The 23,978-nt window shown below is 57.0% G+C and carries 22 protein-coding genes; 2 read left to right on the top strand and 20 right to left on the bottom strand.

All coding sequences use genetic code 11. The features are described from left to right. The first annotated feature begins 37 nt into the window (after positions 1-37). Together polA and gmhA are read left to right on the top strand one after the other, a co-directional pair. Positions 38-2,800 (top strand): DNA polymerase I, encoded by a 2,763-nt coding sequence (polA, locus tag AC731_RS13240; protein ID WP_048706773.1) that lies wholly within the window; start codon positions 38-40, stop codon positions 2,798-2,800. A 137-nt stretch (positions 2,801-2,937) separates the two neighbouring features. Next, positions 2,938-3,993, top strand: coding sequence for a D-sedoheptulose 7-phosphate isomerase (gmhA, locus tag AC731_RS20460; protein ID WP_048706772.1), 1,056 nt, complete (start codon positions 2,938-2,940; stop codon positions 3,991-3,993). A 40-nt stretch (positions 3,994-4,033) separates the two neighbouring features. Here gmhA and rfbC read toward each other — a convergent pair whose 3' ends face one another. The 20 genes from rfbC to AC731_RS13155 all read right to left on the bottom strand — a co-directional run bounded on the left by rfbC (position 4,034) and on the right by AC731_RS13155 (position 23,820). Further along, positions 4,034-4,582, bottom strand: coding sequence for a dTDP-4-dehydrorhamnose 3,5-epimerase (gene rfbC, locus AC731_RS13230; RefSeq protein WP_048706771.1), 549 nt, complete (start codon positions 4,580-4,582; stop codon positions 4,034-4,036). Continuing rightward, entirely contained in the window at positions 4,582-5,463 is an 882-nt protein-coding gene (gene rfbA, locus AC731_RS13225; RefSeq protein WP_048706770.1) for a glucose-1-phosphate thymidylyltransferase RfbA, read from the bottom strand. Before rfbA ends, rfbC begins: the two co-directional genes overlap by 1 nt. Before the next feature lie 45 nt (positions 5,464-5,508). Continuing rightward, the gene (locus tag AC731_RS13220) at positions 5,509-5,862 is read right to left on the bottom strand and encodes a type II toxin-antitoxin system RelE/ParE family toxin (RefSeq protein WP_048706768.1); all 354 of its coding nucleotides are present in this window, start codon (positions 5,860-5,862) and stop codon (positions 5,509-5,511) included. Continuing rightward, positions 5,859-6,137, bottom strand: coding sequence for a type II toxin-antitoxin system Phd/YefM family antitoxin (locus AC731_RS13215; protein ID WP_048706766.1), 279 nt, complete (start codon positions 6,135-6,137; stop codon positions 5,859-5,861). The genes AC731_RS13220 and AC731_RS13215 overlap by 4 nt, the downstream gene beginning before the upstream one ends. Positions 6,138-6,273: 136 nt before the next feature. Beyond that, positions 6,274-6,717: a hypothetical protein gene (locus tag AC731_RS13210; protein ID WP_048706763.1), complete on the bottom strand. Its 444-nt coding sequence runs from the start codon at positions 6,715-6,717 to the stop codon at positions 6,274-6,276. Continuing rightward, the gene (locus tag AC731_RS13205; RefSeq protein WP_048706760.1) at positions 6,707-7,297 is read right to left on the bottom strand and encodes a nucleotidyltransferase domain-containing protein; all 591 of its coding nucleotides are present in this window, start codon (positions 7,295-7,297) and stop codon (positions 6,707-6,709) included. Before AC731_RS13205 ends, AC731_RS13210 begins: the two co-directional genes overlap by 11 nt. 90 nt (positions 7,298-7,387) lie before the next feature. Next, entirely contained in the window at positions 7,388-9,223 is a 1,836-nt protein-coding gene (locus AC731_RS13200) for a polysaccharide biosynthesis protein (protein ID WP_048706758.1), read from the bottom strand. Between the two features lie 16 nt (positions 9,224-9,239). Then, positions 9,240-9,791, bottom strand: a complete 552-nt coding sequence (locus AC731_RS13195) for a sugar transferase (RefSeq protein WP_048706755.1) — start codon at positions 9,789-9,791, stop codon at positions 9,240-9,242. Next, the gene (locus AC731_RS13190; RefSeq protein ID WP_048706753.1) at positions 9,788-10,741 is read right to left on the bottom strand and encodes a UDP-glucose 4-epimerase family protein; all 954 of its coding nucleotides are present in this window, start codon (positions 10,739-10,741) and stop codon (positions 9,788-9,790) included. Before AC731_RS13190 ends, AC731_RS13195 begins: the two co-directional genes overlap by 4 nt. A 4-nt stretch (positions 10,742-10,745) precedes the next feature. Next, positions 10,746-11,876, bottom strand: coding sequence for a non-hydrolyzing UDP-N-acetylglucosamine 2-epimerase (gene wecB / locus AC731_RS13185; RefSeq protein ID WP_048706751.1), 1,131 nt, complete (start codon positions 11,874-11,876; stop codon positions 10,746-10,748). After that, positions 11,869-12,879 (bottom strand): polysaccharide biosynthesis protein, encoded by a 1,011-nt coding sequence (locus AC731_RS13180; RefSeq protein WP_048706748.1) that lies wholly within the window; start codon positions 12,877-12,879, stop codon positions 11,869-11,871. Before AC731_RS13180 ends, wecB begins: the two co-directional genes overlap by 8 nt. Positions 12,880-12,891: 12 nt before the next feature. Then, positions 12,892-13,746 (bottom strand): dTDP-4-dehydrorhamnose reductase family protein, encoded by an 855-nt coding sequence (locus AC731_RS13175; RefSeq protein ID WP_048706744.1) that lies wholly within the window; start codon positions 13,744-13,746, stop codon positions 12,892-12,894. Beyond that, entirely contained in the window at positions 13,743-14,984 is a 1,242-nt protein-coding gene (locus tag AC731_RS19630; protein WP_082794332.1) for a glycosyltransferase family 4 protein, read from the bottom strand. Before AC731_RS19630 ends, AC731_RS13175 begins: the two co-directional genes overlap by 4 nt. Beyond that, positions 14,981-15,577 (bottom strand): glycosyltransferase, encoded by a 597-nt coding sequence (locus tag AC731_RS20070; RefSeq protein ID WP_169800064.1) that lies wholly within the window; start codon positions 15,575-15,577, stop codon positions 14,981-14,983. Before AC731_RS20070 ends, AC731_RS19630 begins: the two co-directional genes overlap by 4 nt. A 465-nt stretch (positions 15,578-16,042) precedes the next feature. Further along, on the bottom strand, positions 16,043-17,317 hold the full coding sequence (locus AC731_RS13170) for a glycosyltransferase (RefSeq protein ID WP_082794330.1): 1,275 nt from the start codon (positions 17,315-17,317) through the stop codon (positions 16,043-16,045). A 5-nt stretch (positions 17,318-17,322) separates the two neighbouring features. After that, positions 17,323-18,486, bottom strand: coding sequence for a glycosyltransferase family protein (locus tag AC731_RS19925; protein ID WP_156480714.1), 1,164 nt, complete (start codon positions 18,484-18,486; stop codon positions 17,323-17,325). A gap of 112 nt (positions 18,487-18,598) precedes the next feature. Beyond that, positions 18,599-19,663 carry an acyltransferase gene (locus tag AC731_RS19620; protein ID WP_082794329.1) on the bottom strand — a complete coding sequence of 355 codons (1,065 nt, stop codon included), beginning with the start codon at positions 19,661-19,663 and terminating at the stop codon, positions 18,599-18,601. A gap of 55 nt (positions 19,664-19,718) precedes the next feature. Then, on the bottom strand, positions 19,719-21,038 hold the full coding sequence (locus AC731_RS13165) for an ABC transporter ATP-binding protein (RefSeq protein WP_082794328.1): 1,320 nt from the start codon (positions 21,036-21,038) through the stop codon (positions 19,719-19,721). An 8-nt stretch (positions 21,039-21,046) separates the two neighbouring features. Further along, on the bottom strand, positions 21,047-21,832 hold the full coding sequence (locus AC731_RS13160) for an ABC transporter permease (protein ID WP_048706739.1): 786 nt from the start codon (positions 21,830-21,832) through the stop codon (positions 21,047-21,049). 116 nt (positions 21,833-21,948) lie between these two features. Then, entirely contained in the window at positions 21,949-23,820 is a 1,872-nt protein-coding gene (locus AC731_RS13155) for a class I SAM-dependent methyltransferase (protein ID WP_082794326.1), read from the bottom strand. Positions 23,821-23,978 lie beyond the last annotated feature (158 nt).

The raw sequence follows: 23,978 nt of genomic DNA, 5'->3' as shown, positions 1-23,978 counted from the left end.
CCTTGCCCACGCGGTTTCCCCGCAAGGATTTTTCACCATGCCGACCCTGCTGCTCGTCGATGGCTCCAGCTATCTCTATCGCGCTTTCCATGCGCTGCCCGCCCTGCGCAATTCGCAGGGCGAGCCGACGGGGGCGATCCGGGGAGTGCTTTCGATGCTACGTCGGCTGGAAAGCGACTACAAGGCGGAATTCCGCGCTTGCGTGTTCGACGCCAAGGGCAAGACCTTCCGCGACGACTGGTATCCCGAGTACAAGTCGCACCGTCCGCCGATGCCCGACGACCTGCGCGCGCAGATCGCGCCGCTGCACGAGGCGGTGCAGGCCGAGGGTTGGCCGCTGCTGTCGGTGGAAGGCGTGGAGGCCGACGACGTCATCGGCACGCTGACCCGCCAGGCGCTCGAGCGCGGCTGGGAAGTCGTGATCTCGACCGGCGACAAGGACCTTACCCAGCTCGTGCGTCCCGGGGTGCGCTGGGTCAACACGATGAGCGAGGAGGTGCTGGACGCGGCCGGCGTGGAAGCGAAGTTCGGCGTGCCGCCGGAGCGCATCGTCGACTACCTGGCCTTGGTCGGCGACACGGTGGACAATGTGCCCGGCGTGGAGAAGTGCGGTCCCAAGACCGCGGTGAAGTGGCTCACCGAGTACGGCACCCTCGACAACCTGGTCGCTAACGCCGACAAGGTCGGGGGCAAGGTTGGCGAGAACCTGCGCAAGCACCTGGACTTCCTGCCGCTGGGGCGCAGGCTGGTGACGGTGGCGACCGACGTCGAACTGCCCGTGGCACTGGACGAGCTGCCGGCGCGCGACGACGACAAGGCGGCGCTGCGCGCGCTGTACGAGCGCTTCGAGTTTCGCGGCTGGCTCAAGGACCTGGACGGCGGCGCGGCGAGCGTCGCGGCGTCGAAGGCGGCGACCGACAGCCGCCGCTTCGCCGCCGAGCCGGCCGAGGTGGCCGAGGTGGCCGACGACCCACCGGGCGAGCCGGGGGCGCATCGCGGCGGCTACGTTTCGATTCTCGACTGGGCCAGCTTCGACGTCTGGCTGGCGAAGATCACGGCGGCCGAACTCACTGCCTTCGACACCGAGACCACCAGCCTCGAACCGATGGCTGCGCGCCTGGTCGGCATGTCCTTCTCGACCGACGCGGGCGAAGCCGCCTACCTGCCGCTGGCGCATCGCGGCGCTGACGTGCCTGGACAACTGCCGCTGGCCGAGGTGCTGGACAGGCTCAAGCCCTGGCTGGAGTCGGACCAGCATGCCAAGCTGGGCCAGAACCTGAAGTACGACGCCCACGTGCTCGCTAACCATGACATCAGGCTGCGCGGCATCGCGCACGACACCCTGCTCGAATCCTACGTGCTGGAGTCCGACAAGCCGCACGACATGGATTCGCTCGCCAAGCGCCACCTCGGGCTGACGACACTCCCCTATACCGAGGTCTGCGGCAAGGGCGCCAAGCAGATCGGCTTCGACGAGGTCGCCATCGACCGCGCCACCGAGTACGCCGCCGAGGACGCGGATGTGACCCTGCGCCTGCACGAGCACCTGTGGCCGCAGCTCGAAGCCACGCCGCAGCTTGCTGCGCTGTACCGCGACATCGAGCTGCCGGTGTTGTCGGTGCTGCAGCAGATGGAGCGCACCGGGGTGCTCATCGACCCTTTCCTGCTCAGCCAGCATTCCGAGGAACTCGGCCGCCGCCTGCACGAGCTGGAGCGCGAGGCCCATGACCTCGCTGGCCAGCCCTTCAACCTCGGTTCGCCCAAGCAGCTCGGCGAGATCCTGTTCGGCAAGCTCGGCCTGCCGGTGGTCAAGAAGACCGCCACCGGCCAGCCCTCCACCGACGAGGAGGTGCTGGAGAAGCTTGCCGAGGACTACCCGCTGCCCAAGCTGCTGCTCGAACACCGCAGCCTGTCGAAGCTCAAGAGCACCTACGCCGACAAGCTGCCACGCATGGTCAATCCGAAGACCGGCCGGGTGCATACCAGCTTCTCGCAGGCCACCGCCGTCACCGGCCGGCTTTCGAGCTCCGAGCCCAACCTGCAGAACATTCCGATCCGCACGCCGGAAGGCCGCCGCATCCGCGCCGCCTTCATCGCGCCCAAGGACCACTTCATCGTATCGGCCGACTACTCGCAGATCGAGTTGCGCATCATGGCCCACCTGTCGGGCGACGCCCGCCTGCTCGAAGCCTTCGCCCACGGCGAGGACGTGCACCGCGCCACTGCCGGCGAAGTCTTCGGCGTGCCGCCGGCGGAGGTCACCAGCGAACAGCGCCGCTACGCCAAGGTGATCAACTTCGGCCTCATCTACGGCATGAGCGCGCACGGCCTGGCGAAGAACCTCGGCATCGAGCGCGCCGCGGCGCAGGGCTGGATCGACCGCTACTTCGCGCGCTACCCCGGCGTTGCCGACTACATGGAGCGCACCCGCGTCGAGGCGCGCGAGCAGGGCTTCGTCGAGACCGTGTTCGGCCGCCGCCTCTACCTGCCCGACATCCGCGCCAGCCAGGCCGGCCGCCGCCAGGCCGCCGAGCGCGCGGCGATCAACGCGCCGATGCAGGGTACGGCCGCCGACCTGATCAAGAAGGCGATGATCGCGGTGAGCGACTGGCTGGCGGGCTCGGGGCTGAAGTCGAAGCTGGTGCTGCAGGTGCACGACGAACTGGTGCTGGAGGTGCCGAAGGCCGAGCTCGACACGATCCGCGCCGAGCTGCCCAGGCTGATGGGCGGCGTGGCAGACCTCAAGGTGCCGCTGCTGGTGGAGGTGGGGGCGGGGGACAACTGGGATGAAGCCCACTGAGGGCGCACACTGCAGGCGCACTGAGCCGGCCGCAGCAATGGCCCCGATAGCCGCCTCCGCAAATCCGGCGTGCTAGCATCCCGACCGACTTGAACGCCTGCGCTCCCCACGAGCGAAGGCAAACTGCGAGACACCGCATGAGCGCCATCTCCGACTACATCGACAAGCACCTCGCCGCCGTCGCCGCTTTGCGTGCCATCGAGCCGGCGGTCGAGGCTGCGGCGCAACGCATCAGCGCCGCGATCAACCGTGGCAACAAGGTCCTGCTGTGCGGCAATGGCGGCAGCGCGGCCGACGCGCAGCACATCGCTGCCGAACTGGTCGGCCGTTTCGTCGCCGAGCGTCGCGGCCTGCCGGCCATCGCGCTGACCACCGACACCTCCATCCTCACCGCGGTCGGCAACGACTACGGCTTCAACGACGTCTTCGCGCGCCAGGTCGAGGCCCTCGGCCAGTCGGGCGACGTGCTGGTCGGCATCTCCACCAGCGGCAACAGTCCCAACGTCATCGCCGCGGTCGAAGCGGCGCGGAAGCGTGGCGTGCAGGTCGTCGGCCTGCTCGGCCGCGATGGCGGCAAGCTGCGCGAACTGGTGGACCTGGCGGTGACGGTCGGCGTGGCCGAGACGGCGCACATCCAGGAATGCCACATCATGGTCGGCCACATGTGGTGCGCCCACGTCGATGCCCACCTTGCCGACGCGGTGGCGAACACCGATTCGTCCGCGGGTGTGTTGACCGAGGCGCAGGCGATCGAGACCGTGCGCGCCGCGCGCCAGGCCGGCGAACGGGTCGTGATGACCAACGGCTGCTTCGACATCCTGCATCCCGGTCACATCGAGTACCTGGAACAGGCTCGCGCCCTTGGCGACCGCCTGATCGTCGCGGTGAATGACGACGACTCGGTGCGCCGCCTCAAGGGCGACAGTCGCCCGGTCAATGCGCTGGCCCACCGCCTGCGCATGCTGGTCGCGCTGGGCTGCGTGGACTGGGTCGTGCCCTTCGCCGAGGACACGCCCGAGCGCCTGATCTGCGCAGTGCTCCCCGACCTGCTGGTCAAGGGCGGAGACTACACACCGGATCAGATCGCGGGCGGCGAATGCGTGCGACGCGCGGGTGGTGAGGTGAAGGTGCTGGGCTTCGTCGAAGGGCATTCGACGACCGGGCTGATCGAGCGGATCCGCGAGGGCGGCTGAGCTCTCCGCGTGGCCGGCGGGGCAATGCGCCAGGCCGGTCTCAGTCGAAGGTGTCGCAGTCGGCCAATGGAAGGCCGCCTTGATCCTTGGCGGACAGCAGGGGCTGGATGCCTTCCAGTGGCCACTCGATGCCGACGCTCGGGTCGTTCCACGCCAGGCAGCGTTCATGCGCCGGGGCGTAGTAGTCCGTTGCCTTGTAGAGCACGTCGGCGGATTCGCTGAGCACGAGAAAGCCGTGCGCGAAGCCCTCGGGGATCCACATTTGCCGCTTGTTGTCCGCAGAAAGCACACAGCCCAGCCAGCGGCCGAATGTTGGGGAACGCCGCCGCAGATCGACGGCCACATCGAAGATCTCACCGCCCACGACCCGTACCAGCTTCCCCTGCGGCTGCCGGATCTGGTAGTGCAGGCCGCGCAGCACGCCTCGCTGCGAGCGTGAATGGTTGTCCTGCACGAAGTCGGGATGCAAGCCGGTGGCGGCCTCGAAGTCGCGATGGTTGAAGGTCTCCATGAAGAAGCCGCGATCGTCGCCGAATACCCTGGGTTCGAGCAGGATCACATCCGGGATCGCGAGTCGTGTGGCCTGCATCAGTAGGGCCGCTCGGTCAGCAGACGGAGCAGGTATTGGCCGTAGCCGTTCCTGGCCAGAGGCAGGGCCAGGCGTTCGAGCTGCGTTGCGTCGATCCAGCCCTGGCGGTAGGCGAGCTCTTCCGGGCAGGCCACCTTGAGCCCTTGGCGGCGTTCCAGCGTGGCGATGAACTGGCTCGCGTCGAGCAGGGATTCATGCGTTCCGGTATCCAGCCACGCGTAGCCGCGCCCCATGATCTCGACCTGCAGCGCGCCGTCGTCCAGATAAAGACGGTTGAGGTCGGTGATCTCCAGTTCGCCCCGTGCCGAGGGGCGCAGGCGCTTTGCGCGATCGACCACCGAGCCGTCGTAGAAGTAGAGCCCCGTTACCGCATAGTTTGATTTCGGCTGGGCCGGCTTTTCCTCGATCGACAGTACGCGGTCCCGCGCATCGAACTCGAGAACGCCATAGCGCTCGGCGTCCTGAACGTGATACGCGAACACGGTGGCGCCGTCCCGCTGGGCCATCGCGCTGTCGAGCAGGCGATGCAGGTCGTGGCCGTAGAAGATGTTGTCCCCGAGCACCAGCGCACAGTCGCCGCCCGCCAGGAAGGATTCGCCGATCAGGAAGGCCTGCGCCAGGCCGTCCGGCGAGGCTTGTACGGCGTACTGCAGCGACAAGCCCCATTGCGCGCCGTCCCCCAGCAACTGCTGGAAGCGCGGCGTGTCCTGCGGCGTGGAGATGATGAGGATGTCCCGGATACCCGCCAGCATCAGGGTGCTGAGCGGGTAGTAGATCATCGGCTTGTCGAACACCGGCAGCAACTGCTTGCTGATGGCCAGCGTGGCCGGGTGGAGCCGGGTGCCGGAGCCGCCGGCGAGGATGATGCCTTTGCGGGTCATGAGGTCATATTCCTGGTTTCGAGCAGATGGCTTTTCAGCTGCGCTTCAGCGCAGCTCGCCGCCCCTGAGCAGTCTTCGCGTAAGCACCGTCTGCATGTCGCGCCGACCATCGGCGATCACGTAGACCACCACCTGCCTGCCTATGACGCGGTAGATCACCCGGTACGGCTTGAACGAGGTCTGTCGGTACTCCTTGATGCCGAGCGCGAGCAACTCCTTGGGATAGCTGCCGCGCTCTGGAAACTTCGTCAAGCTTTCGATGACGCTGCCAAGCTGGTCGAGTACGTAGTCAGCGCTCGCTGCACAGTCGAACTGGGCGATGTAGTCGTAGATCGACTCGAGGTCCTGCTCGGCGCCTTCGGTGAGCAAAACCTCGAACGTGGAGGACGACTCCCTCACTCCGCGCTGGCTCGCTTCGAGCGCAGGCGGGAAATGACCTCGGTCGCTGGTCTGACCTTGCCTGCCGTGACCTCCTGGTTGCCCAGCGCCAAGAGCTTCAGAAGGGCCAAGGTCTCTTGCGTTTCCTCGAACGTTGCCACGTCCTGCAATACCGCCTTGGCTTCACCGTTCTGGGTGATCACCAAGGGCTCCCGGCATTCGGCTAGTTGAACCAGCACCTCGGCCGCATGGGCCTTGAGGTAGCTGATCGGTTTGACTTGCGTCGAGTAGCGCATGGCTGCCATCCGGGCGATTAGATGAGACTGAATATAGTCTTTTTAAAGTCTTTAGCAAGGCGCAGGGGCAAATCGGGGGCGGTCCCCGGGCTTCCTCAAGAGTACGTTGTCGAAGTGCATCATTTTTACCTTCGAGTCACGTCCCAGCACCAGGGAGCTTCGCCACAGCGAGCTCCTGCAGGCGCAATGCTTGATCGATGCACTCCGTCAGGGCTTGTTCGGTGATCGATTCGCCATCGTAGTCGCTGAGGTTTCGCTGTTTCCTGAGCGCATCGAGTACCCGCACGATGCCAACGCTCACGCCGAGCGTGTGCGTCAAGCACTGAATCGTCGTCTGGTGGTGTCCGGGCTTGCTCGTAGAGGTCCGGTAACCGTGCGCCAGCAATGCTGCGTCCGCGATCGCACGAATCGCAGTGTAAGCGCAGTCGAAGCGGGTCTCCGTGCTGTTCTCGTTGCGTTGGGCATCAGTCAGTCTGCTTCGTGCGGTCGCCAGCATCCTGGTCATCAGATCCTGCGAGAACGGCACCTTGTCCAGCTGACCGATGCGGGCGAGGTTTTCGAGAGCAGCGTCAGAGGGCATCGGCGTTTCCGATCAGCATGATCCGGGGCTTGTGCAGCACGTCCTGAAGGAAGGCGTTGCGCTCGGCCTTCTTCGTCTGCCACTCGCGCGTGCTCATCACCTTGGGATTGATCTCGCGCCCTAGCGCGAGTTGTGCCTCGTAGGTCGCATCGACGATTTCGGCGAAGCTGGCATTGCCGACCACCATGAGGTCGATGTCGCTACTGGCGTTTTCAGTTCCGCTGGCCATGGAGCCGAAGATGAAGGCTGCGTCGATCCGGTCGGCGAGCGGGGCCAAGCTCAGCCTCAGGGTGTCGGCAAGACCTATCGTCTTTCTGATCAAGGCCTGCAACTCGGGGAATACGGGATGTTCGGTGTTTGCACAGAACCGCACTTGGTTGCCGGTGCGCTCGGCACGCAGCAAATCCGCTTCGCAAAGCGCATCCAGCTCCTTCTTCAGTGTTCCCGGTGCGGCCCCGATCATCCTTGCAAGCTCGCGTAAATGAATCTGCTGGTCGGGCCGCATGAGCAACAGTCCCAACACCTTGCGCCGGTACTGGTTTGGGAAGAGCAGGTCGGAGGCGGGGGCGTATGTTTTCAAAAAAGAAACGAATGTTGCCTAATGAGAAACAAGGGTATTGTAGGGCACGTCGGCCGGTGTAGCACTGTTCCTGCTTGCGACCGCGTCGTCTCAATGCCTCGCGGGTTCATACTCCGGCACCCAGCGCTTCAGACCCTCGCGCACCTCATCATCGCTCACCGGCCCCGTCTGCGACAGCCAGGTGCCCAACTCGTCCAGGAAGGTCTCGGCCACCGGACGCGAGCGCGCGATGCGCAGCTTGGGGTGCGGTGTCTCGCGCGTTTCCTCCGCATCCGCCAGCAACTCCTCGTACAGCTTCTCGCCCGGCCGTAGCCCGGTGAACTCGATGCGGATCTCGTCTTCCGTATAGCCCGACAGCCGGATCATGTTGCGCGCGAGGTCGACGATCTTCACCGGCTCGCCCATGTCAAGCACGAAGATCTCGCCGCCATGGCCCATGGCCGCAGCCTGTAGTACCAGCTGCGCTGCCTCGGGGATGGACATGAAGTAGCGGTTGATTTCCGGGTGGGTCACCGTCACCGGCCCGCCGCGGGCGATCTGTTCGGCGAACTTGGGGATCACGCTTCCGGTGCTGCCCAGAACGTTGCCGAAGCGCACCATCTCCATCTGCGTGCCGCCCTTGCCCGAACTGTGCAGTGCCTCGCAGGCCATCTCGGCGAGGCGTTTGGTGGCGCCCATCACGTTGGTGGGGTTCACCGCCTTGTCGGTGGAGATCAGCACGAAGCGCTCGGCGCCGTGGCGCTGCGCGTGCGCTGCCACCAGCAGCGTGCCGAGCACGTTGTTGCGCACTGCCTGCCAGGCGTTGCCGACCTCCATGAGCGGCACGTGCTTGTAGGCGGCGGCGTGGAAGACCAGTTGCGGCTTCCAGTTGGCGAAGATCTCCTCGAGTCGCGCCGCGTCCTTCACGTCACCGGCCAGCGGCACGATCTGCGTTTCGGGCTTGTGGATGCGGAACCACTGCTCGATGTTGTACAGCGCGAACTCGCTCGTCTCCACCAGCACCAGCCGCGCCGGTGCGAAGCGGGCGAGCTGGCGACAGAGTTCGCTGCCGATTGAACCGCCGGCGCCGGTGATCAGCACGGTCTTGCCGGTAATCATGTGGTGGACGTGTGCGGTGTCGATGTGCACAGGGTCCCGGCCCAGCAAGTCCTCAATATCGACCGGACGCATGGCGTTGATCGCCACCTTGCCGTTCATGAGGTCCTCGATCCCCGGCACGGTGAACACATGCGCACCCGCCCGTACCGCGAGATCGGTCGCATGCTTCAGGGCGTCCGACGCCGCTGACGGCATTGCGAGAATGACGTGATTAGCGCGGTACTCCTTGAGCACGGCCGGTAGAGTGTGGATGCCACCCGCGACGGGGTGACCATTCAGTTCAAGACCCCACTTGTCGCGATTGTCATCGACCATCGCCACGACGCGCCAATCGGGGCTTCGCTCGAGCTCCCGAACCAGCATGGCCCCGCCACTGCCTGCGCCGACCACAATCACCGGCTTGCCTGCCGCAACCAGATCGCCGTACAGGCGGTGCTCCTTCCACATGCGCCAGGCCGCGCGCCCGCCGCCCATGATCATCAATAACAGCATCGGGTAAAGCACGATCATCGACCGCGGTAGCGCGGGGGTGCCGCGGTCGAGTGCGATCAGAATGGTCAGCGCGAGCGCGGAGAGGGCTACCGCTTTCAGGACCCGCTTCAGGTCGGGCAGGCTGGCGAAAACCCACATGCCGCGGTATAGGCCCGCGACCCTGCATCCGATGGCATGTATGAACAAGAGCATCGCGCCAGCCACCAGCAGCTTGCTCTCGTAATGCACCGGCCATTCCAAGTTGAAGCGCAGCAGGAAACCTCCGAGCCACGCAGCGATGGCAGCCAGCAGGTCGAAGAGAAAAACGAGCGTCGATCGCGCGTGGCGAGTGATCATGAAGAACGTGAGGGTCTCAAGAACGAACCCGGTCGCCGGCCCCCTTGCCGGTCACTGTCAGGAGGATGTAGCGGAAATAGACCGCCGTGTTCAGGGAGCGCAGCATGCGCGCATCCGTCTCGGCCAGCAACTTCGGTGTTGACATGTCGATTTCATTGACCTGAGCCAGCCCGGTAATTCCCGGACGCGCATCGAAGACGCCGCGCCGCGCACGCTCCTCGATCAACTCGTGCTGGTTGAAGAGGCACGGCCGCGGCCCGACCAGGCTCATCTCGCCTTTCAGCACGTTCCACAACTGAGGTAACTCGTCGAGCTTCGTACGGCGCAGGAAGCGGCCGAATGGCGTGATGGCGCTGGCGCTCGCCAGGTGCGTGGCCACCGATGCCGTGCCGGGGCGCATCGTGCGGAACTTGACCAGCATGAACGGCTGCTGAAAGCGTCCGACTCGCTGCTGACAGAACAGCGGCGAGCCGGTGTCCCACAGGCCGATCAGCGCAATCACCGCCAGCACTGGCCAACCGAGCAACAAACCGAGTGCGGAAAACAGTATGTCGAAAAACCGGATCATCGTATTCCACCTTGCACAGTGCGCCGCAACCCTTCGTCCACCGAGATGGGCGGCTTCCAGCCCAGCGTCCTGCAGGTGTGGCTGATGTCCACCTGGAGATTGCCGAGCAGGCGCTGGGCGATGGCGCGCTTGCCGATCATTGCAGCAGCGGCACTCAAAAGGGCCGGTGGGACGTTGAGCAAGCGTGCCCCCTTGCCCATGGCAGCGCCAAGACGCCTCAGCAGATTGGCGGTCGACAGGTCCTCATTGTCGCTCACCAGAAAAGTCTGGTTGGCTGCCGCCGGATGATCGATGCAGGTCACAATCAGGTCCACCAGGTTATCCAGTCCAACCAGGCTACGGCGGCTGTCGGTCACTGCGCCGAAAGGCAAGGGCAGTCCGTGCGCCACCGCACGCATCATCGCAGCGAAATTGCCTTTGACGCCTGGCCCATACACCAGGGGCGGCCGAATGATGACGAGCTCCATGCCGGTTTCCGCCGAGATGGCCCTGAGTCCTGCTTCCGCCTCGGCCTTCGAGATGCCGTAGGCGTCCTCGGGCGCCGGATCGTTCCCGGCGGCGAAGGGTCGTCCGTGGCGAGTCTCTTCGCCGTTGACCTTCACGGAGCTGATAAACACAAACCTTTTTACCCCCGCGGACTCGGCCTGGCGCGCAAGGTTCAGGCTGCCTGTCACATTCACAGCGCGGAACGCGTCCAACGGGTTCGATGAAGTGTCCCGCATCACATGAACCCGCGCAGCGGTATGCACCACCGTATCAACACCCTTCAGCAGACCAGACCAATCACCGCCGGCTTCGAGTGGTGGCGCAGCAACGCAACGCTCATTCAACGAGGTGCCGCGACACGTGCCAAGGGGCTGCAGACCTTCCGCCTGCAGCCGCCCCATCAGCGCCGAACCGACGAATCCGTTTGCGCCTGTTACCAGTGTCCATCCGTCATCTCGCCCCATGGGTCTATGAAGCCGTATGCCACACCGTTCTGTTAACGTAATCGGTGTAGCTTTCCACAATACGAAGCACCTGCTTGGAGACTGAAGGGTTCTCGTAATCCTGCACCGGGCGAACGGAGGCTTTCTCATGAGTGTGTTGAGCCACTGTGATCCGAACCGCATCCAGCACACGATCCTTCTTCAGACCCGCCATGATCAGCGTCCCGGCATCCATGCCTTCAGGGCGCTCGTGGGCATTGCGAATCGTGATGGCGGGCAGATTCAGGAGCGACGCTTCTTCGGTGATCGTTCCGCTGTCAGAAATGACGCAGAGACCTTCCATTTGCAGGCGGATGTAGTCACAGAAGCTAAATGGCTTCATGAACTGAATTCTGGAATCTGGCTCCACTCCCGACAGGGCATCCAGCCGCTTGCGGGTTCTCGGGTGAGTCGAAACGATCACAGGCACGTCGTAAGCCTCGGCCAGTGCATTCAGCGTTTGCAGCAAGTCCCGAAGGTTCTCCTCTGAGTCCACATTCTCCTCGCGGTGTGCGCTGACAATGAAGTAGCGCCCCCGCAACAGCTGCATGCGTTGGAGTACGTCAGAGGCCTGGATCTTGGGCATGTAGTGATCCAGCACCTCACGCATGTGCGATCCGGTCTTGATGATGGTTTCAGACCGGATCCCCTCCGCAATGAGGTAGCGTCTGGCGTGCTCGGTCAGCACCAAGTTGATGTCGCTCAGGTGGTCCAACACCTTGCGATTGAGCTCTTCGGGCACGCGCTGGTCAAAGCAGCGGTTGCCCGCCTCCATGTGAAATACCGGCACCTTCCGCCGTTTTGCCGCAACAACTGCCAAGCAGGAGTTGGTGTCGCCGTACAGCATCACGGCGTCCGGCTGCTCTGTGGCCAAAACCTCATCGGCTTTCTCAATCACCCTTGCAATGGTTTGTGCCGCACTATCGCCCACGGCCTCCAGAAAGTGGTCAGGCTTGCGGATCTCAAGATCATCGAAAAAAACCTGATTCAGTTCATAGTCGTAGTTTTGCCCCGTGTGCACCAGCACATGCTGAGTGTGGCGATCGAATTCAGCAATCACCCTACTCATCTTGATGAGCTCCGGCCTAGTGCCGACAATAGTCATGACCTTAAGCATTCAACTCATCCTTGATGTAGTCTAATTTTAGCAGCAGTTCCTTGACCTGAGATACGTTCAACCGTGTAGTACTATGAGAAGTGTAATCGTCCAGACGAGAGATTTCTTCTTCACCTTCGCTGAAGTACTTCGCGTAATTCAGATCTCGATTGTCTGCCGGAATTCGGTAATAGCCGCCTAGATCGCGAGCGTGAGCCATTTCTTCGCGCGAAATCAGCGATTCGTAAAGCTTTTCGCCATGGCGCGTGCCGATCACACGGACACCAACATGACGATCAAACAACTCCTGTAACGCTTGGGCAAGATCTCCCACCGTTGATGCAGGTGCTTTCTGAACGAAGATATCGCCTTGCTCTGCGTTAGCGTACGCATAGAGAACAAGGTCCACCGAATCTTCGAGTGACATCAGGAATCGAGTCATGTTCGGATCGGTTACCGTCAGAGGCTTGCCGGCTTTGATTTGTGAAACGAACAGCGGAATCACGGATCCCCTAGAGGCCATCACGTTCCCGTAGCGGGTAGCGCAGAATACCGTTTCACCCTTGCGCTGCATGCGCGATCGGGCCACCGTAACTTTCTCCGCCATTGCTTTGGAAATGCCCATGGCGTTGATTGGATAGACCGCCTTGTCGGTGCTAAGCACCACCACGCGTTGCACACCGTTAGCGGCCGCCGCATTCAAGACATTTTCTGTACCAATAACATTGGTCCGAACCGCTTCCATGGGATAGAACTCGCAGGACGGCACTTGCTTAAGTGCGGCCGCGTGGAACACGTAGTCAACCCCCTTCATGGCCTGCGCAATACTGCATTCATTACGCACATCGCCGATATAGAACTTAAGCTTGTCATTATTAAGCGCGATGCGCATATCCTCTTGCTTCTTCTCATCTCGACTGAAGATTCGGATCTCACGAACACCCGTATGCAGGAAGCGGTTGAGAACCGCATTCCCGAAGGATCCTGTTCCACCCGTAATCATCAAGACACTATCATCGAACATTGGATACCTCCCCTACTTGAACTCAAACATGCGCTTCACCAACTCTGGCCATGTTGGCGCGACATAACCTGTCGCATCTTTGAAGCGCTCCGAATTCAGCGATCGATTAATTACCAGCGAATCATCCGGAATGATTTCAATCTTTCTGCCATAGACATCTGCGATCAGTTTGAGCAGGTCATACTTAGCAATAGGTGCTGAGGCCACATGGTAGAGGCCAGAAAGCTCAGGCCTCGGCAGCACCACATCGCGTACAACCCGCGCCAGTTCAACAGTCGGCAATCCGGAGAAAATAGCCTTGGTGTACCCCTTGACCCGACCCTCCTGGGCCAAAAACCAACCAAGCAACGCATGCGCGCTAGATAATTCATTTCCAATGATTGATGTGCGCAGCGTAACGGTGTGTGGATAGGCTACCTCGCCTAGATGTTTGGACCTTCCGTAAAGGTCGACGGCATCAGCAGGATCTGATTCTCGATAGTCACCTTTGGTACCCGCGAATACGCAGTCCGTGCTGACGTGCACCAAGCGCGCGCCGCTCAGCTCACAAAGTCGTGCCAAACGATGGGGCAGCATGGCGTTGATCGGCAGTGCCTGAAGCGGATCATCTGCAGCCGCCAATTGCTTAATGACGCCAATGCAGTTGATCACCACCTGAGGCTTCACCTTGGCGAACGCATGTGTCAAAGCATCCTGGTTTTCAACATCCACGCCAGCGATGATTTTACTAGAAATCTCTCGGGCGAAATGGCGCTGAATAGAAGAAGAGCGCGCAGTTCCAAAGGCCTGAATTTCTCCGTACTCTGAAAGTGATCGCAACATTGCGTTGCCGAGCATACCTGATGCACCCAAAACCAATACTCTCATTGCACCTTTTCCTTCTTCTCTCTTGAAAGGCTCTGAAATAGCTCAATGAGCTCTCTCAATCGCTTTGATGGATCAAAATGTTTGTCGAAATAGCGGCGACCATTGCTGCCCATGCGATTTCGTTCGCTCGGTGCCAAACCATAGAGCTTCAGCACTGCAGCCGCCAACGCTTCTGCGTCCCCAGCCGGGCAAGTGAATCCAGCTTCAGACTCCTTTACAATATTTGCGCCTTCACCATTAAGACTAGCTATCACAGGTCTTCCAGCTGCTAAATAGGCTTGCAGCTTGCTTGGAATGGTAAGCGCAAGGGCGGGAGAGTCCGCTAAGGTCACGAGCAAGGCCGAAGCTGCGGCAAAAACTGCCGGCATTTCCGCGTAGGGCATGCGTCCGGTCAGCACCACATTAGCTAACTTTCGGCGAACGACCTCCTGCGTGAGCCACGCCCCTCGGCTTCCAGTTCCGATGATGAAAAATCGAATATCTGGTTGGTCTTTCAGGTATTCAGCAGCGAGTAAGATTGTTTCCAGCGACTGTGCGGCGCCAAGGTTCCCGGCGAACACCAAAGAAAAGCACATGCGGACTCGGGAAACAAGTTGAGACTCAACCATTTCCGCATTCTCATCTTGGAATGGCTGGGCAGTATTCGGGTAGTATCGTACTTTTTCGGGGGCTCTTGTCAAACGCGTAACTGAGTCACGAAAGGCCTCCGACTGAATCAGGATGGAGTCTGCGCGACGATAGATATAACGCACCAAGGTCTCCACGACCCTTAGCGCCAAGCGGTTTTTCACATAACCTGTCACCTTGAGGCTTTCAGGCCAAAGATCCTGCACCCACACAACCAGTGGTGCCCCCTTTAACCACGCAAGCAAGATCGCCGGTAGCGCCTGAAGAATGGGGGACGGAGCATATACAAATACGACGTCGAAATGCAGCTTTCTGAGCGCAATCGGAGCAAGGATTGTGCTTGAAAAAATAAAAGAAAGATAATTCATCGCCATACGCACCGGCGAACCATTACCCCGGGGCAGCAGCGGCATCCGAACCACCTCAATACCAGCATATAATTCGCGCTGGACTCCGAGAGCGCTGTATCCCTGAAATATCTCGCCCTCCGGATAATTCGGTTTGCCTGTCAAGACTGTTACCTGAACATCATGCTGCTGGAGCGCAGTGGCTAACTCGTTAATGCGGAAACTTTCAGGCCAGAAGTATTGGCTCCAAAGCAAAACGTTCATCGCAAAACTTCTTCCAGAAACGCAGCGGCTGTCCTGATCTCGATCGGTTTTTCGGCAACACCAAGAAAACGGCTGACCGCTCTTGCGATCGACACAGGAGAGTTAGGATCAAAGGTTTCGGTGGGGTTAACCACATCACGCACGTAGTCGAGCTCAGGTGCCAGGATCGGCAAGCCCCACTTGGCAGCCTCGATTAACGGGAGTCCAAACGATTCGGTGGTAGAAGGATAGATCATTGCTCCAACCGACTGATACAAACTATTGACCGCTTCTTTAGACAACAAACCTAGGTTAGTAACCGTCAAAGCGTACTCATCAGCAACGCGTGAAATATGAGTGCACAACTCGGGATAGGCTTGAGTATCCAGGGTCAACGCTAACGATGGCCTGCAACCCGACGCAGCCAGAAGCCGCCACGCTTCGACTAGGTTCATATGATTCTTGTGAGCTTCGCCAGAGGATACATATACGAAATCGAACCTCCAGCCGTTAAAGATTTTACCAGTAGGCGACTTGACTGGATCTGTCGGAGCAAAAGGGATAACCGAAATAGGCACATCTCGCCGCAGCCAATTCTTCAATAAGGCAGCCATGGAGGGTGTTTGAACGATGTAATGTGAACAGCGCCGCTGAAGCAGCCTGCACCAAATTCGTTCCAACCAAAGTCTCACTCGGACACGTAATGGGTAGCCTGCCAGACTGCAACACTCGATCAATAAACGGTTCTGTAGGAACACTACTACCGATCCCCTATAAGGCAAAAGGGGCGGTAGGCCGTGAAAGCATAAAAGAGTGTCGTCAAATCTAGCACTGAACCACAGCAGTAACTCAGCCCGCAAACGAGAAATCAAAGAGCGCCGCACATATATGAACTTTGCTTCAGTGATCCTTGGCATGTTCTGCATGAGCCGCGTATCCAGGAATGCGAGGCGAAGGGGTTGGGCTTCATACTGCAGTAATGCACGTAACAAAACCAGCCCGCCGCCCGTATGAACGTTCGGCGCATGAATAACAAGTTTATTACGTGGTGGCTGCATCATGAGGCCAGTTGTCTTGAGTCACTCAGCAGAAAAAATAGCGCGATAAAATCCCTCAGCTTTTTTGCTGAGCAGACGGCGGTCTAGACGCTCCTGCGTTGTTTTCCAATTCAACTCGGCCGCAACCTCAACCAAATCATCGTTAGCCAATGCCATTTTAATACGCTCTGCGATCACTTCTGGATTGTCCGCTGGAATCTGAAAGCCGCTTTTCCCACATTCAATCCATTCGGTACAGCAAGAGGTATCAGTTTGTATCGGGAACGCTCCCATCGCCATAGCCTCAAGCATTGATGTACTGATGGCATCTGAAACGCTTACACCCAGATAAATCCTGGCGCGACTGAACATGCGCAGCATTGCGTCGTGACTAGTATGAGGCAGGATCCGGATGTTGATGCCCACGTAGTCACGTAGCTCATCGACCCGGGCATATATCTCCGGAGACGCAGAAAAGACGACCACGAGATAGCTCTTCAATTCTTGAGCGCAACGCTCAAGAGCATCAAGCGCAGTCAGCGCCCGGCCAGCGAAATGCTGATAACCTTTGACCATGAGGATTCTACGCTTCGAGGGTGGGTGAATCGCTCGAACACCCTCAAGTTTACTCAGATCAAATCCACCCGTGTTTGGCATTACCGACATTACTGGTGCGGTCAGGCCAAGCTTTAAGGCCAGTTGGACGTCCCGTTCGCACTCACAAGAATAGTAGTCCACAGACTTAAGCAGGCGGGAGATCTGACTCTGATGATCCTCAAACTGGCGATAGTAATAGATGTCGCTACCCCAGTTCGTCGCCAACCATTTCGGAAAGCCCGAGCCATAGAGTTCCTTCGCCTTCAGCACATTGTAGCCACAGTGTTGAAACTCCAGAGAGTGAACCAAGTCTGGCTTGAGCTTGCGGATTAGCCTAGCCAGCACTTTGGGTCCGTAGAGCAACGGTGCGCTAGCGTCCGACTCTCCCAAGCGTACCCGCTTAAATCCATTCAGATAGGGCAGCCATCGCGCAAGAACTGGTAACGGATAGATTGCCTTGGACGGACAACGGTTCGGATGTAACTCGCTCTCGACATTATGGAATAGCGTCTTTGGGCTTCTCAAAAGCCGCTGCAACAAAACGCGCGGTCTAACAACGTACCACGGCTGATGGATTGTAACGTTGCGAAGTTCTCCATGCACCGGGAGATAGTTCACCGGGAAAAGATGAACATCCCACCCTGCATCAGAAATCTGATTGATCCAGCGAACGGTGTGCTGGCTCATTTGCATCGCAACAAACAGAATCTTCTTTTTCATAGTTATCAAAACCCCCGGAAAATCTGGAGGAATCGTTCAGCAACCGATTGACCCCCAAAGGTCAACCGGAAATCATCGTTGCACCAAGATTCTCCCCTATTGGCAATTACGTGCGACAAGGCTAATTGCAAACTATTAGAAATAGAAGGAATATCGTTTGGGCGCGCATGCCAGCCCCCCAATCCAGCCAAAGCATCTTCAGACGCTCCCGGTGGCAACAGTCCAACAATCGGAGTATTGGCGCCAAAATAGTCCGACACCTTACTAGCGAGAAACAGATTCTGGCGAATATCAGCCTCGATCAGCAGAAGGATATCCGCGTCGTACATCAACTCCAGAGACTTCAAGTAGTCCACTGTAGGAACATTACGAACACAGCCAGGCGGCAATGCCCGCGCAGCCGCCGTTTGCAACATGGCTTGGGGAACATGCCCTACAAACTCGACTACCAAACGATCTGACAAATCCCTACGGCGTTCAAAAAGATTGTTTAGCGCAGCGAACAAAGGTTCCGGAGAGCGCCGTCCATATAACACGCCAACGTAGCGCATTACTATTTTCTCATTTTTCGCTTTGGGGCGTTGGGGATAAAGATCGGAGTTAAACACGTGTGGCAAAACACTGGTTTTCCGGTTCAGATGATCAGGGTGACTTCCCATCATCAGATTACGGGAATACGCAGAGCTGTGAACAATATGATCAGCTGACCTCACTGTCTGCGGCTCATGGTAAGCATTCCACATCTTAGTTAGTCGATGGACCTCTAATGGGTTGCCCGCCCAAGGGTCGCTGAATTGGGCAATCCAGCGAACTCTCTTTCTGGCTTTCTTGACCTCAACCATTACGGGATTTATGGAATGAAACGGCGACCAGGTAATCACTGATTCATATTGATCAAGGTCGATATCCATCAAATGCTCATAAGCCGTTCTGCTTAAAACCGTCATTAAATCGGGAATACGAGACAGCACATTAGACTTCCTTCGAATCCACCCCAGAAGTCCCGCCGGCGGATTAAGGCGGGTAATATTCGGAAAAAGTTTTTTGGCATGCGGTAGCAAACTTGCATCGAGCGGGAGCTCGCGGCAAAAAGAGTCGGCACATACGACATCGACGTCATAGCCTTGCTGAACGATCGCTGCCATCGGCTTAAAAACGGCAGGGGTCATTTGTACCTGCATCGGAGGAAAGGCATAGCTAAACAACAGAACCCTTCCACGGGATGGCTGTCTCGGGAAGGCGTTGGGAAGTACTCCAGACGCATTGCCCTTCGCCTCCTTATCATCCGAATACATGTCGGCTCCCAGGAGCTAATCGAATAGTGGACGCAATAAGCATACTAAGTAAGAAGGTGATTAACGAAATCGCTATGATGAGCAACCCTACGGGCCATTTTTCTGTTTCTTGTATTAAAATTGGATTAAAGCGGACATATTCCAAAACCAATACATGGACGAAATAGACGATGAAGCTCAGGTCACTAAGGGCTTTAATAAAATCGGTCAGGTGATTGGCAATGCGGATCCGACTTAACAAAACAAAAGCTGCCACCGAAGCTACTACAACATTTGGACTAAAATAGTCAAAAGCCGTTTCTACTGGCAATCCGGCAGATTCTGATTTGAGCCAAGTTATACAAGCTGTCAGCAGGACACTAGCCCCCCAAACTACTGCCCACACAATCGATGAGAAGGGTATTTGAACCGTGGCGAGCAGAGCCCCAAGAATGAAATACCCACCGTAGCCAAACAGGCTATTTTGTTGTAGAAGGGACAGGAAAGAAATCGGCCAGTAAACTGACACCGAAGTCAAAACAATCCAAACGACAAAGAAATACGAAGCAAAGCTTACGGAGCCCTGCATCGATGTGTAAATCGGGCGAAGAATGGGTAACAAAAAATAAATCCCTAGAATCATGTACCCAAACCATAGGTGGTACATCGCAGGCTTTATCAAAATGCTCTTTATATCAACCTCAAGCCCAGATTGAGCGAGGTACAAAAGATACAATCCACTCCATATAACTAGTGGGACAAAAACTCGCATCAGACGCCGAGGGATTTGATGAATGGTTTCAACAATTGTGCCTCCTTTGGCAGCAGTGCCGAAAATCAAGGCCCCGGAAAGCATCACGAAAAGCGGCACCGCGCTCCGCACTACAGAGTCGAGTACGACCGCCTGCAACCAACTTGATAGTGGGATTTTGCTGTACTGATAAAACGCAGCACCGCAAGAGTGGATAAGCACCACACCATAAACGGCGACAACCCTGGCGAAGTCAGCCCATACCTGTCGCCCAATCGAAACAGCACTCGGGGCAGATGAAACGACGGGAATCTTATCCATATTGTTTGCTCAATCCACCGGATCTTCATTAGTTCTAATTTTTCGCCAAAGGGGGTCATGCCTTGTCCACAACATGAATGTCATATGGCAAAATAATCTGCCCAAGTACCGATTCATTTGTATCGCAATACAAATGAATCAAATTGGTGTATTCCTTAACTGGAAACAGATTGTCCTTTGTGCCGATCGCGATACCTGGGGTAATGAAGTAATGCCCGGATGCCAATTGCATTGCGCCAATCCGACAGCGAATGAGGCAGCTCGAATGCGTCAAAAGATCAACATCAATAGCATCGTCTGCAATCATGGCATTTGTGAAATTGGTTATGACCCATCCCTGACTGTTTTCAAAACGGTAACCAATCAATAAACGCGGAGGGACGTTGTGCTCAAGAGATATCCGACCTGCCGCATCGGGACTCCATTGAACCACAGCCTCGATCACCACCTCATCCTGCCATCCGAAAAGATTCGGCTCGCGAATCCCGCCTACGCGTAGTTGTTTAATCCAAGCAGCACCGTCGCCCCACTGATGATCGGCAACATCAACGTCAACATCTAGCCAGTAACTCCCATCATAGACTTCGACGCCTAGATCGAGATGAGCCCCTGAGGTCACGGCATGGGTCGGTGCTTCTGCCGACTTTGGGAACATTATCTGGTGATATCGATTGGCCACCTCGTCAGGATTACCGATCAGTTCAATCTGGCCATCATGGAGCAGTACAAGGCGATTGCAGAAAGATTTAACGGTGAAAATGTCATGACTCACAAACAAAATGGTCTTGCCACTGTCCTTGTAGCGTCGCATAAAGTCGATGCATTTTTTCTGAAACCGTACATCGCCGACCGCGAGGGCTTCATCGACGATCAAGACGTCCGGATCAGTATGCACCGAAACAGCAAAGGCGAGCCGAACGAACATCCCGCTGGAATACACCTTGACCGGTTGTTCGATAAACTCCCCGATATCAGCAAAAGCTATAATCTCGTCAAGACGTGTCTCAATCTCTTTCCGCGTGCAGCCCATCAGCGTGCCGTGGAAAAAAATATTCTCTCGGCCCGTCAGTTCAGGGTTGAAACCTGCGCCTAGTTCGAGCAGAGAGGCAATCTTTCCATGGACCTTTACCTCCCCTTGGGTCGGCGCCAAAACACCAGTAAGAATCTTTAGCAAGGTCGACTTCCCAGAGCCGTTCCGACCAATAATGCCAACACACTCACCCACATCAACATCAAAGGTAATGTCACGCAGGGCATGATGGTTTTGATATCGAACCTTGCCAAACGGTAGGAAAATATCTACGGCACGATCCGCCTTGGACCGATAAAGGCGATAAGTTTTTGTCAGATTACGAACGGAAATAGCATTTTTCATCGGCAGGATTAAAGTACGTCTGCAAATTGATGTTTGGTTCGATTAAATAGTGTGAGCCCGACGGTAAAGAGCGCCAAGGTCAGCCCCCAAAAGAATAAACTCTCTAGCGGACGATCGAAAAACCACTTTTCAAACAACAAGGTTTCGCGGTAGCCCTGAACAAGGTAATTAGCAGGGTTGTACGTCACTATGAATCTAAAATGATCTGGCAAAATCTTGGCGTCCCACAAAATCGGTGTTGCCCAGAATCCGATCTGCATTAGAATTGCGATTACTCCGCCGAAGTCTTTCACAAAAACCTGTATCACGGCAGCGATCATTCCAAGCGCTAGGACAAAAATATATAGGGCGACAAAATAATACGGAAGCTGCGCCCAATGTAAGGTTGGATAATGCCCGCGAAAGAGAAGCAAAACCAACAGAAGAGAAAAATTAATCAAGTGAATATAAAGAGATGATGTAATTCTAACGACCGGCAGCAGTTCGGTCATGAATCGAATTTTTTTCACGAGAAAGCCATATTCCGTTATGGAGTTGCCTCCCGAAACGATGGCGTCGCTGATGTAAAACCAGACTATTAGGCCTGATACGAGCCAAACGTCGAAATCAACGCCAGCTACAGGGCCAGAGCGAAAACCCACATTGAAAACGAACAGCAATACGCCAATGATTGAAAATGGCGCAGCTACTGCCCAGAATGCCCCAAGATATGTTCCAAGGTAGCGACGCTGAAAATCAGACTTAACCAAGTCAAAAAAAACCGGCAAATACTTGGAAATTTTTTTAAGTATCACAAAAGCATTCCAAAAAGAATTGCAGTTACATGCATACGGCACAGATAGAGGTGGCGGGGCCCGGCAGTCCCCCTGTCGCTATTTTCATAGGGGTGCCTGCCGAATCGCTAGTCTTGTTAGCTCCCGCTGAAAATCCGCTTGATCTTGCGGGCTAGCCGTATGATGGGGAAGAGTTGATAGCGCAACAAGTTAGCCTGGACCGAAGCCAATATGACCTGCTGCTCGTTAAAGCGGCGCTGCAAATCCAACTGCTGAACTTCTAATTCTCGCACGCGATCATTTGCCCCGGCTAATTCTAGCTTCAGACTGGAACACTCCTGGGTCGAAGCACTCAGGCGCGCGGCGTCTGCCTCAGACTTTCGCCGTATGTGAGCCATCTCGGCACGCAAAGTGTCAAACTTCAATTGCAAAACCCCTGTTTCAGGTTTTGCATCAATTGGCGCCGCTGAATTTGATCCAATGAAACAGCGGCCATCAGGCTCAACGAACAACACTTCACTCGTGTAGCCAAATTTTGCCAGAGTATTGATAACGGTTGCTGCGCAGAAGGTCGAATGCAGTTCGATCAAAAGAATCGGACGATGTGTGGCCAGCGTTTTCGCCGCCCCAAATAGCGCGAGATGTTCTGCGCCTTCAATGTCCAGCTTGATGCATTTTGGCGAAAAAGCAGTCCGCTCGACAAACTCATCAATCGTGCAGACGTCCACGGAAACATCTGTGAATCCGAAGTTTGACAACTCGACGTCCGTCATCGTGGTATGAGCGCCATCGATGTATGATGCGCTGCTGATTCCCGCATCCACATTGCGATGAAGCCGGAAGTTAATCTGCCCTTCTTGGTCAGATACCGCAAACGGGAAGACCCTTACGCGCTCATCAAGGTGGGGATTCTCTGATAAATTGAGGCGCAGGCGATCTCGATTAAAGGGATTGGGCTCAAAGGAGCAGACTAGTCCCCCCTCTCCGACCATGCGAGAAAATTGCAGAGTGTTTGCTCCGACGAAAGCGCCGATATCAAACACCGTTTGGCCTGACAAATCGAAGCGGGTCAGGTACTCAGACAAGAAATCGTCATAGTTGCCGTTCCGGTAATATTCTTCATAACTCTTCGTGACGTATAGGGAAACTCCCGAAAGATTCCCTTCACCAAAGGTTTTAAGCTCGGGTGTTTCGGCAACTGGGTAAGGAACTTCAAAGCTCTCGCGCGGCCACGCGCCAGCCAACCTGCAACCGCGATCCCGCGCTTCATTCCACAGTTGCCGGTAACTCAACTCCCCCAGCCAGTTATTCTGCGGTGTTGTCGCCAGAACGAAATAATGCCCACGCGATACCGCGAGATACCCAAGGCCAGCGAAGAACTGGCGTAGACTGTCGAGGGTGTAACGATTGCAATGCATTCCCTGTGTTTCGGCTACAAAATCCGATGAATCGCGCCCTAGCTCGTTAAGACCCTCCGTAACGACATCGTTATCAACGAAAAAGTCGGGCGTATTGACAACGACAACAGCAGATGCAGACATGCATGGTCTCAGAGCGGTTAAAATTTCCACCAGTTCCGCTCGGGGTACATGTTCGATGAAGTCAAGCATCATCACGATATCAAGTTGGCCAGAGGCGTTGCCAATCTGACCGCCTGCATAGGCCCGCACAAAGTCCAAGGCATCCGACTGATAGATCGTCGGCCCTGAAATAGCGTAGCGTTCTAGAAACTCCCTCGCAATGCGGCAGGCCGCTTCAGAAAAGTCAACTCCAATATAGCTGGCGGCTTTTCGTTCCCATACATATTTAATGGTCTCTCCGCGACCAAATCCGAACTCAAGAACACGTGCGCCATTAAAATTAATATGCTCAAGGATTTCTTGGTCATGCTCGCGCAGATTTCCTCGCCGAAACGACTCAACTCCTTCTACGCCATAGTGAAGTACCTGGCCAGATTCGCCTTCTCGGAGAAAATATTCTTCGGTGTACTTTTCGATCAAATAGCCCATAATTAATCCCGTTTAATTGGACTGCGCAGAAGCAGAGCTTGCACAACTGCAGCAGACGCATCCGTTGTAAGTCGTTTTCAGATGACAGCTCCGACCCATATATAAAAGGCTGATGTCATTATTCTAGGTCTGCGTGGCGGGGAGCTGGTATCCGACAG

Origin of the sequence: Thauera humireducens, assembly GCF_001051995.2 — a bacterium.
In the GTDB taxonomy this organism is placed as follows: Bacteria; Pseudomonadota; Gammaproteobacteria; order Burkholderiales; family Rhodocyclaceae; genus Thauera; species Thauera humireducens.
Note: the sequence above shows the minus strand (reverse complement) of the source record. Positions and strands in the feature narration are given on the sequence as shown.

What these genes read in the sequence shown, in the direction of transcription:
- AC731_RS19925 (WP_156480714.1), bottom strand. Translation starts at nt 18,486, where the DNA reads ATGACCCCTGCCGTTTTTAAGCCGATGGCAGCGATCGTTCAGCAAGGC.
- AC731_RS13195 (WP_048706755.1), bottom strand. Translation starts at nt 9,791, where the DNA reads ATGATCCGGTTTTTCGACATACTGTTTTCCGCACTCGGTTTGTTGCTC.
- gmhA (WP_048706772.1), top strand. Translation starts at nt 2,938, where the DNA reads ATGAGCGCCATCTCCGACTACATCGACAAGCACCTCGCCGCCGTCGCC.
- AC731_RS19620 (WP_082794329.1), bottom strand. Translation starts at nt 19,663, where the DNA reads ATGGATAAGATTCCCGTCGTTTCATCTGCCCCGAGTGCTGTTTCGATT.
- wecB (WP_048706751.1), bottom strand. Translation starts at nt 11,876, where the DNA reads ATGCTTAAGGTCATGACTATTGTCGGCACTAGGCCGGAGCTCATCAAG.
- rfbC (WP_048706771.1), bottom strand. Translation starts at nt 4,582, where the DNA reads ATGCAGGCCACACGACTCGCGATCCCGGATGTGATCCTGCTCGAACCC.
- AC731_RS13180 (WP_048706748.1), bottom strand. Translation starts at nt 12,879, where the DNA reads ATGTTCGATGATAGTGTCTTGATGATTACGGGTGGAACAGGATCCTTC.
- AC731_RS13210 (WP_048706763.1), bottom strand. Translation starts at nt 6,717, where the DNA reads ATGCCCTCTGACGCTGCTCTCGAAAACCTCGCCCGCATCGGTCAGCTG.
- AC731_RS13190 (WP_048706753.1), bottom strand. Translation starts at nt 10,741, where the DNA reads ATGGGGCGAGATGACGGATGGACACTGGTAACAGGCGCAAACGGATTC.
- AC731_RS13200 (WP_048706758.1), bottom strand. Translation starts at nt 9,223, where the DNA reads ATGATCACTCGCCACGCGCGATCGACGCTCGTTTTTCTCTTCGACCTG.
- polA (WP_048706773.1), top strand. Translation starts at nt 38, where the DNA reads ATGCCGACCCTGCTGCTCGTCGATGGCTCCAGCTATCTCTATCGCGCT.
- AC731_RS19630 (WP_082794332.1), bottom strand. Translation starts at nt 14,984, where the DNA reads ATGAACGTTTTGCTTTGGAGCCAATACTTCTGGCCTGAAAGTTTCCGC.
- AC731_RS13165 (WP_082794328.1), bottom strand. Translation starts at nt 21,038, where the DNA reads ATGAAAAATGCTATTTCCGTTCGTAATCTGACAAAAACTTATCGCCTT.
- rfbA (WP_048706770.1), bottom strand. Translation starts at nt 5,463, where the DNA reads ATGACCCGCAAAGGCATCATCCTCGCCGGCGGCTCCGGCACCCGGCTC.
- AC731_RS20070 (WP_169800064.1), bottom strand. Translation starts at nt 15,577, where the DNA reads ATGGCTGCCTTATTGAAGAATTGGCTGCGGCGAGATGTGCCTATTTCG.
- AC731_RS13215 (WP_048706766.1), bottom strand. Translation starts at nt 6,137, where the DNA reads ATGCGCTACTCGACGCAAGTCAAACCGATCAGCTACCTCAAGGCCCAT.
- AC731_RS13170 (WP_082794330.1), bottom strand. Translation starts at nt 17,317, where the DNA reads ATGAAAAAGAAGATTCTGTTTGTTGCGATGCAAATGAGCCAGCACACC.
- AC731_RS13155 (WP_082794326.1), bottom strand. Translation starts at nt 23,820, where the DNA reads ATGGGCTATTTGATCGAAAAGTACACCGAAGAATATTTTCTCCGAGAA.
- AC731_RS13175 (WP_048706744.1), bottom strand. Translation starts at nt 13,746, where the DNA reads ATGAGAGTATTGGTTTTGGGTGCATCAGGTATGCTCGGCAACGCAATG.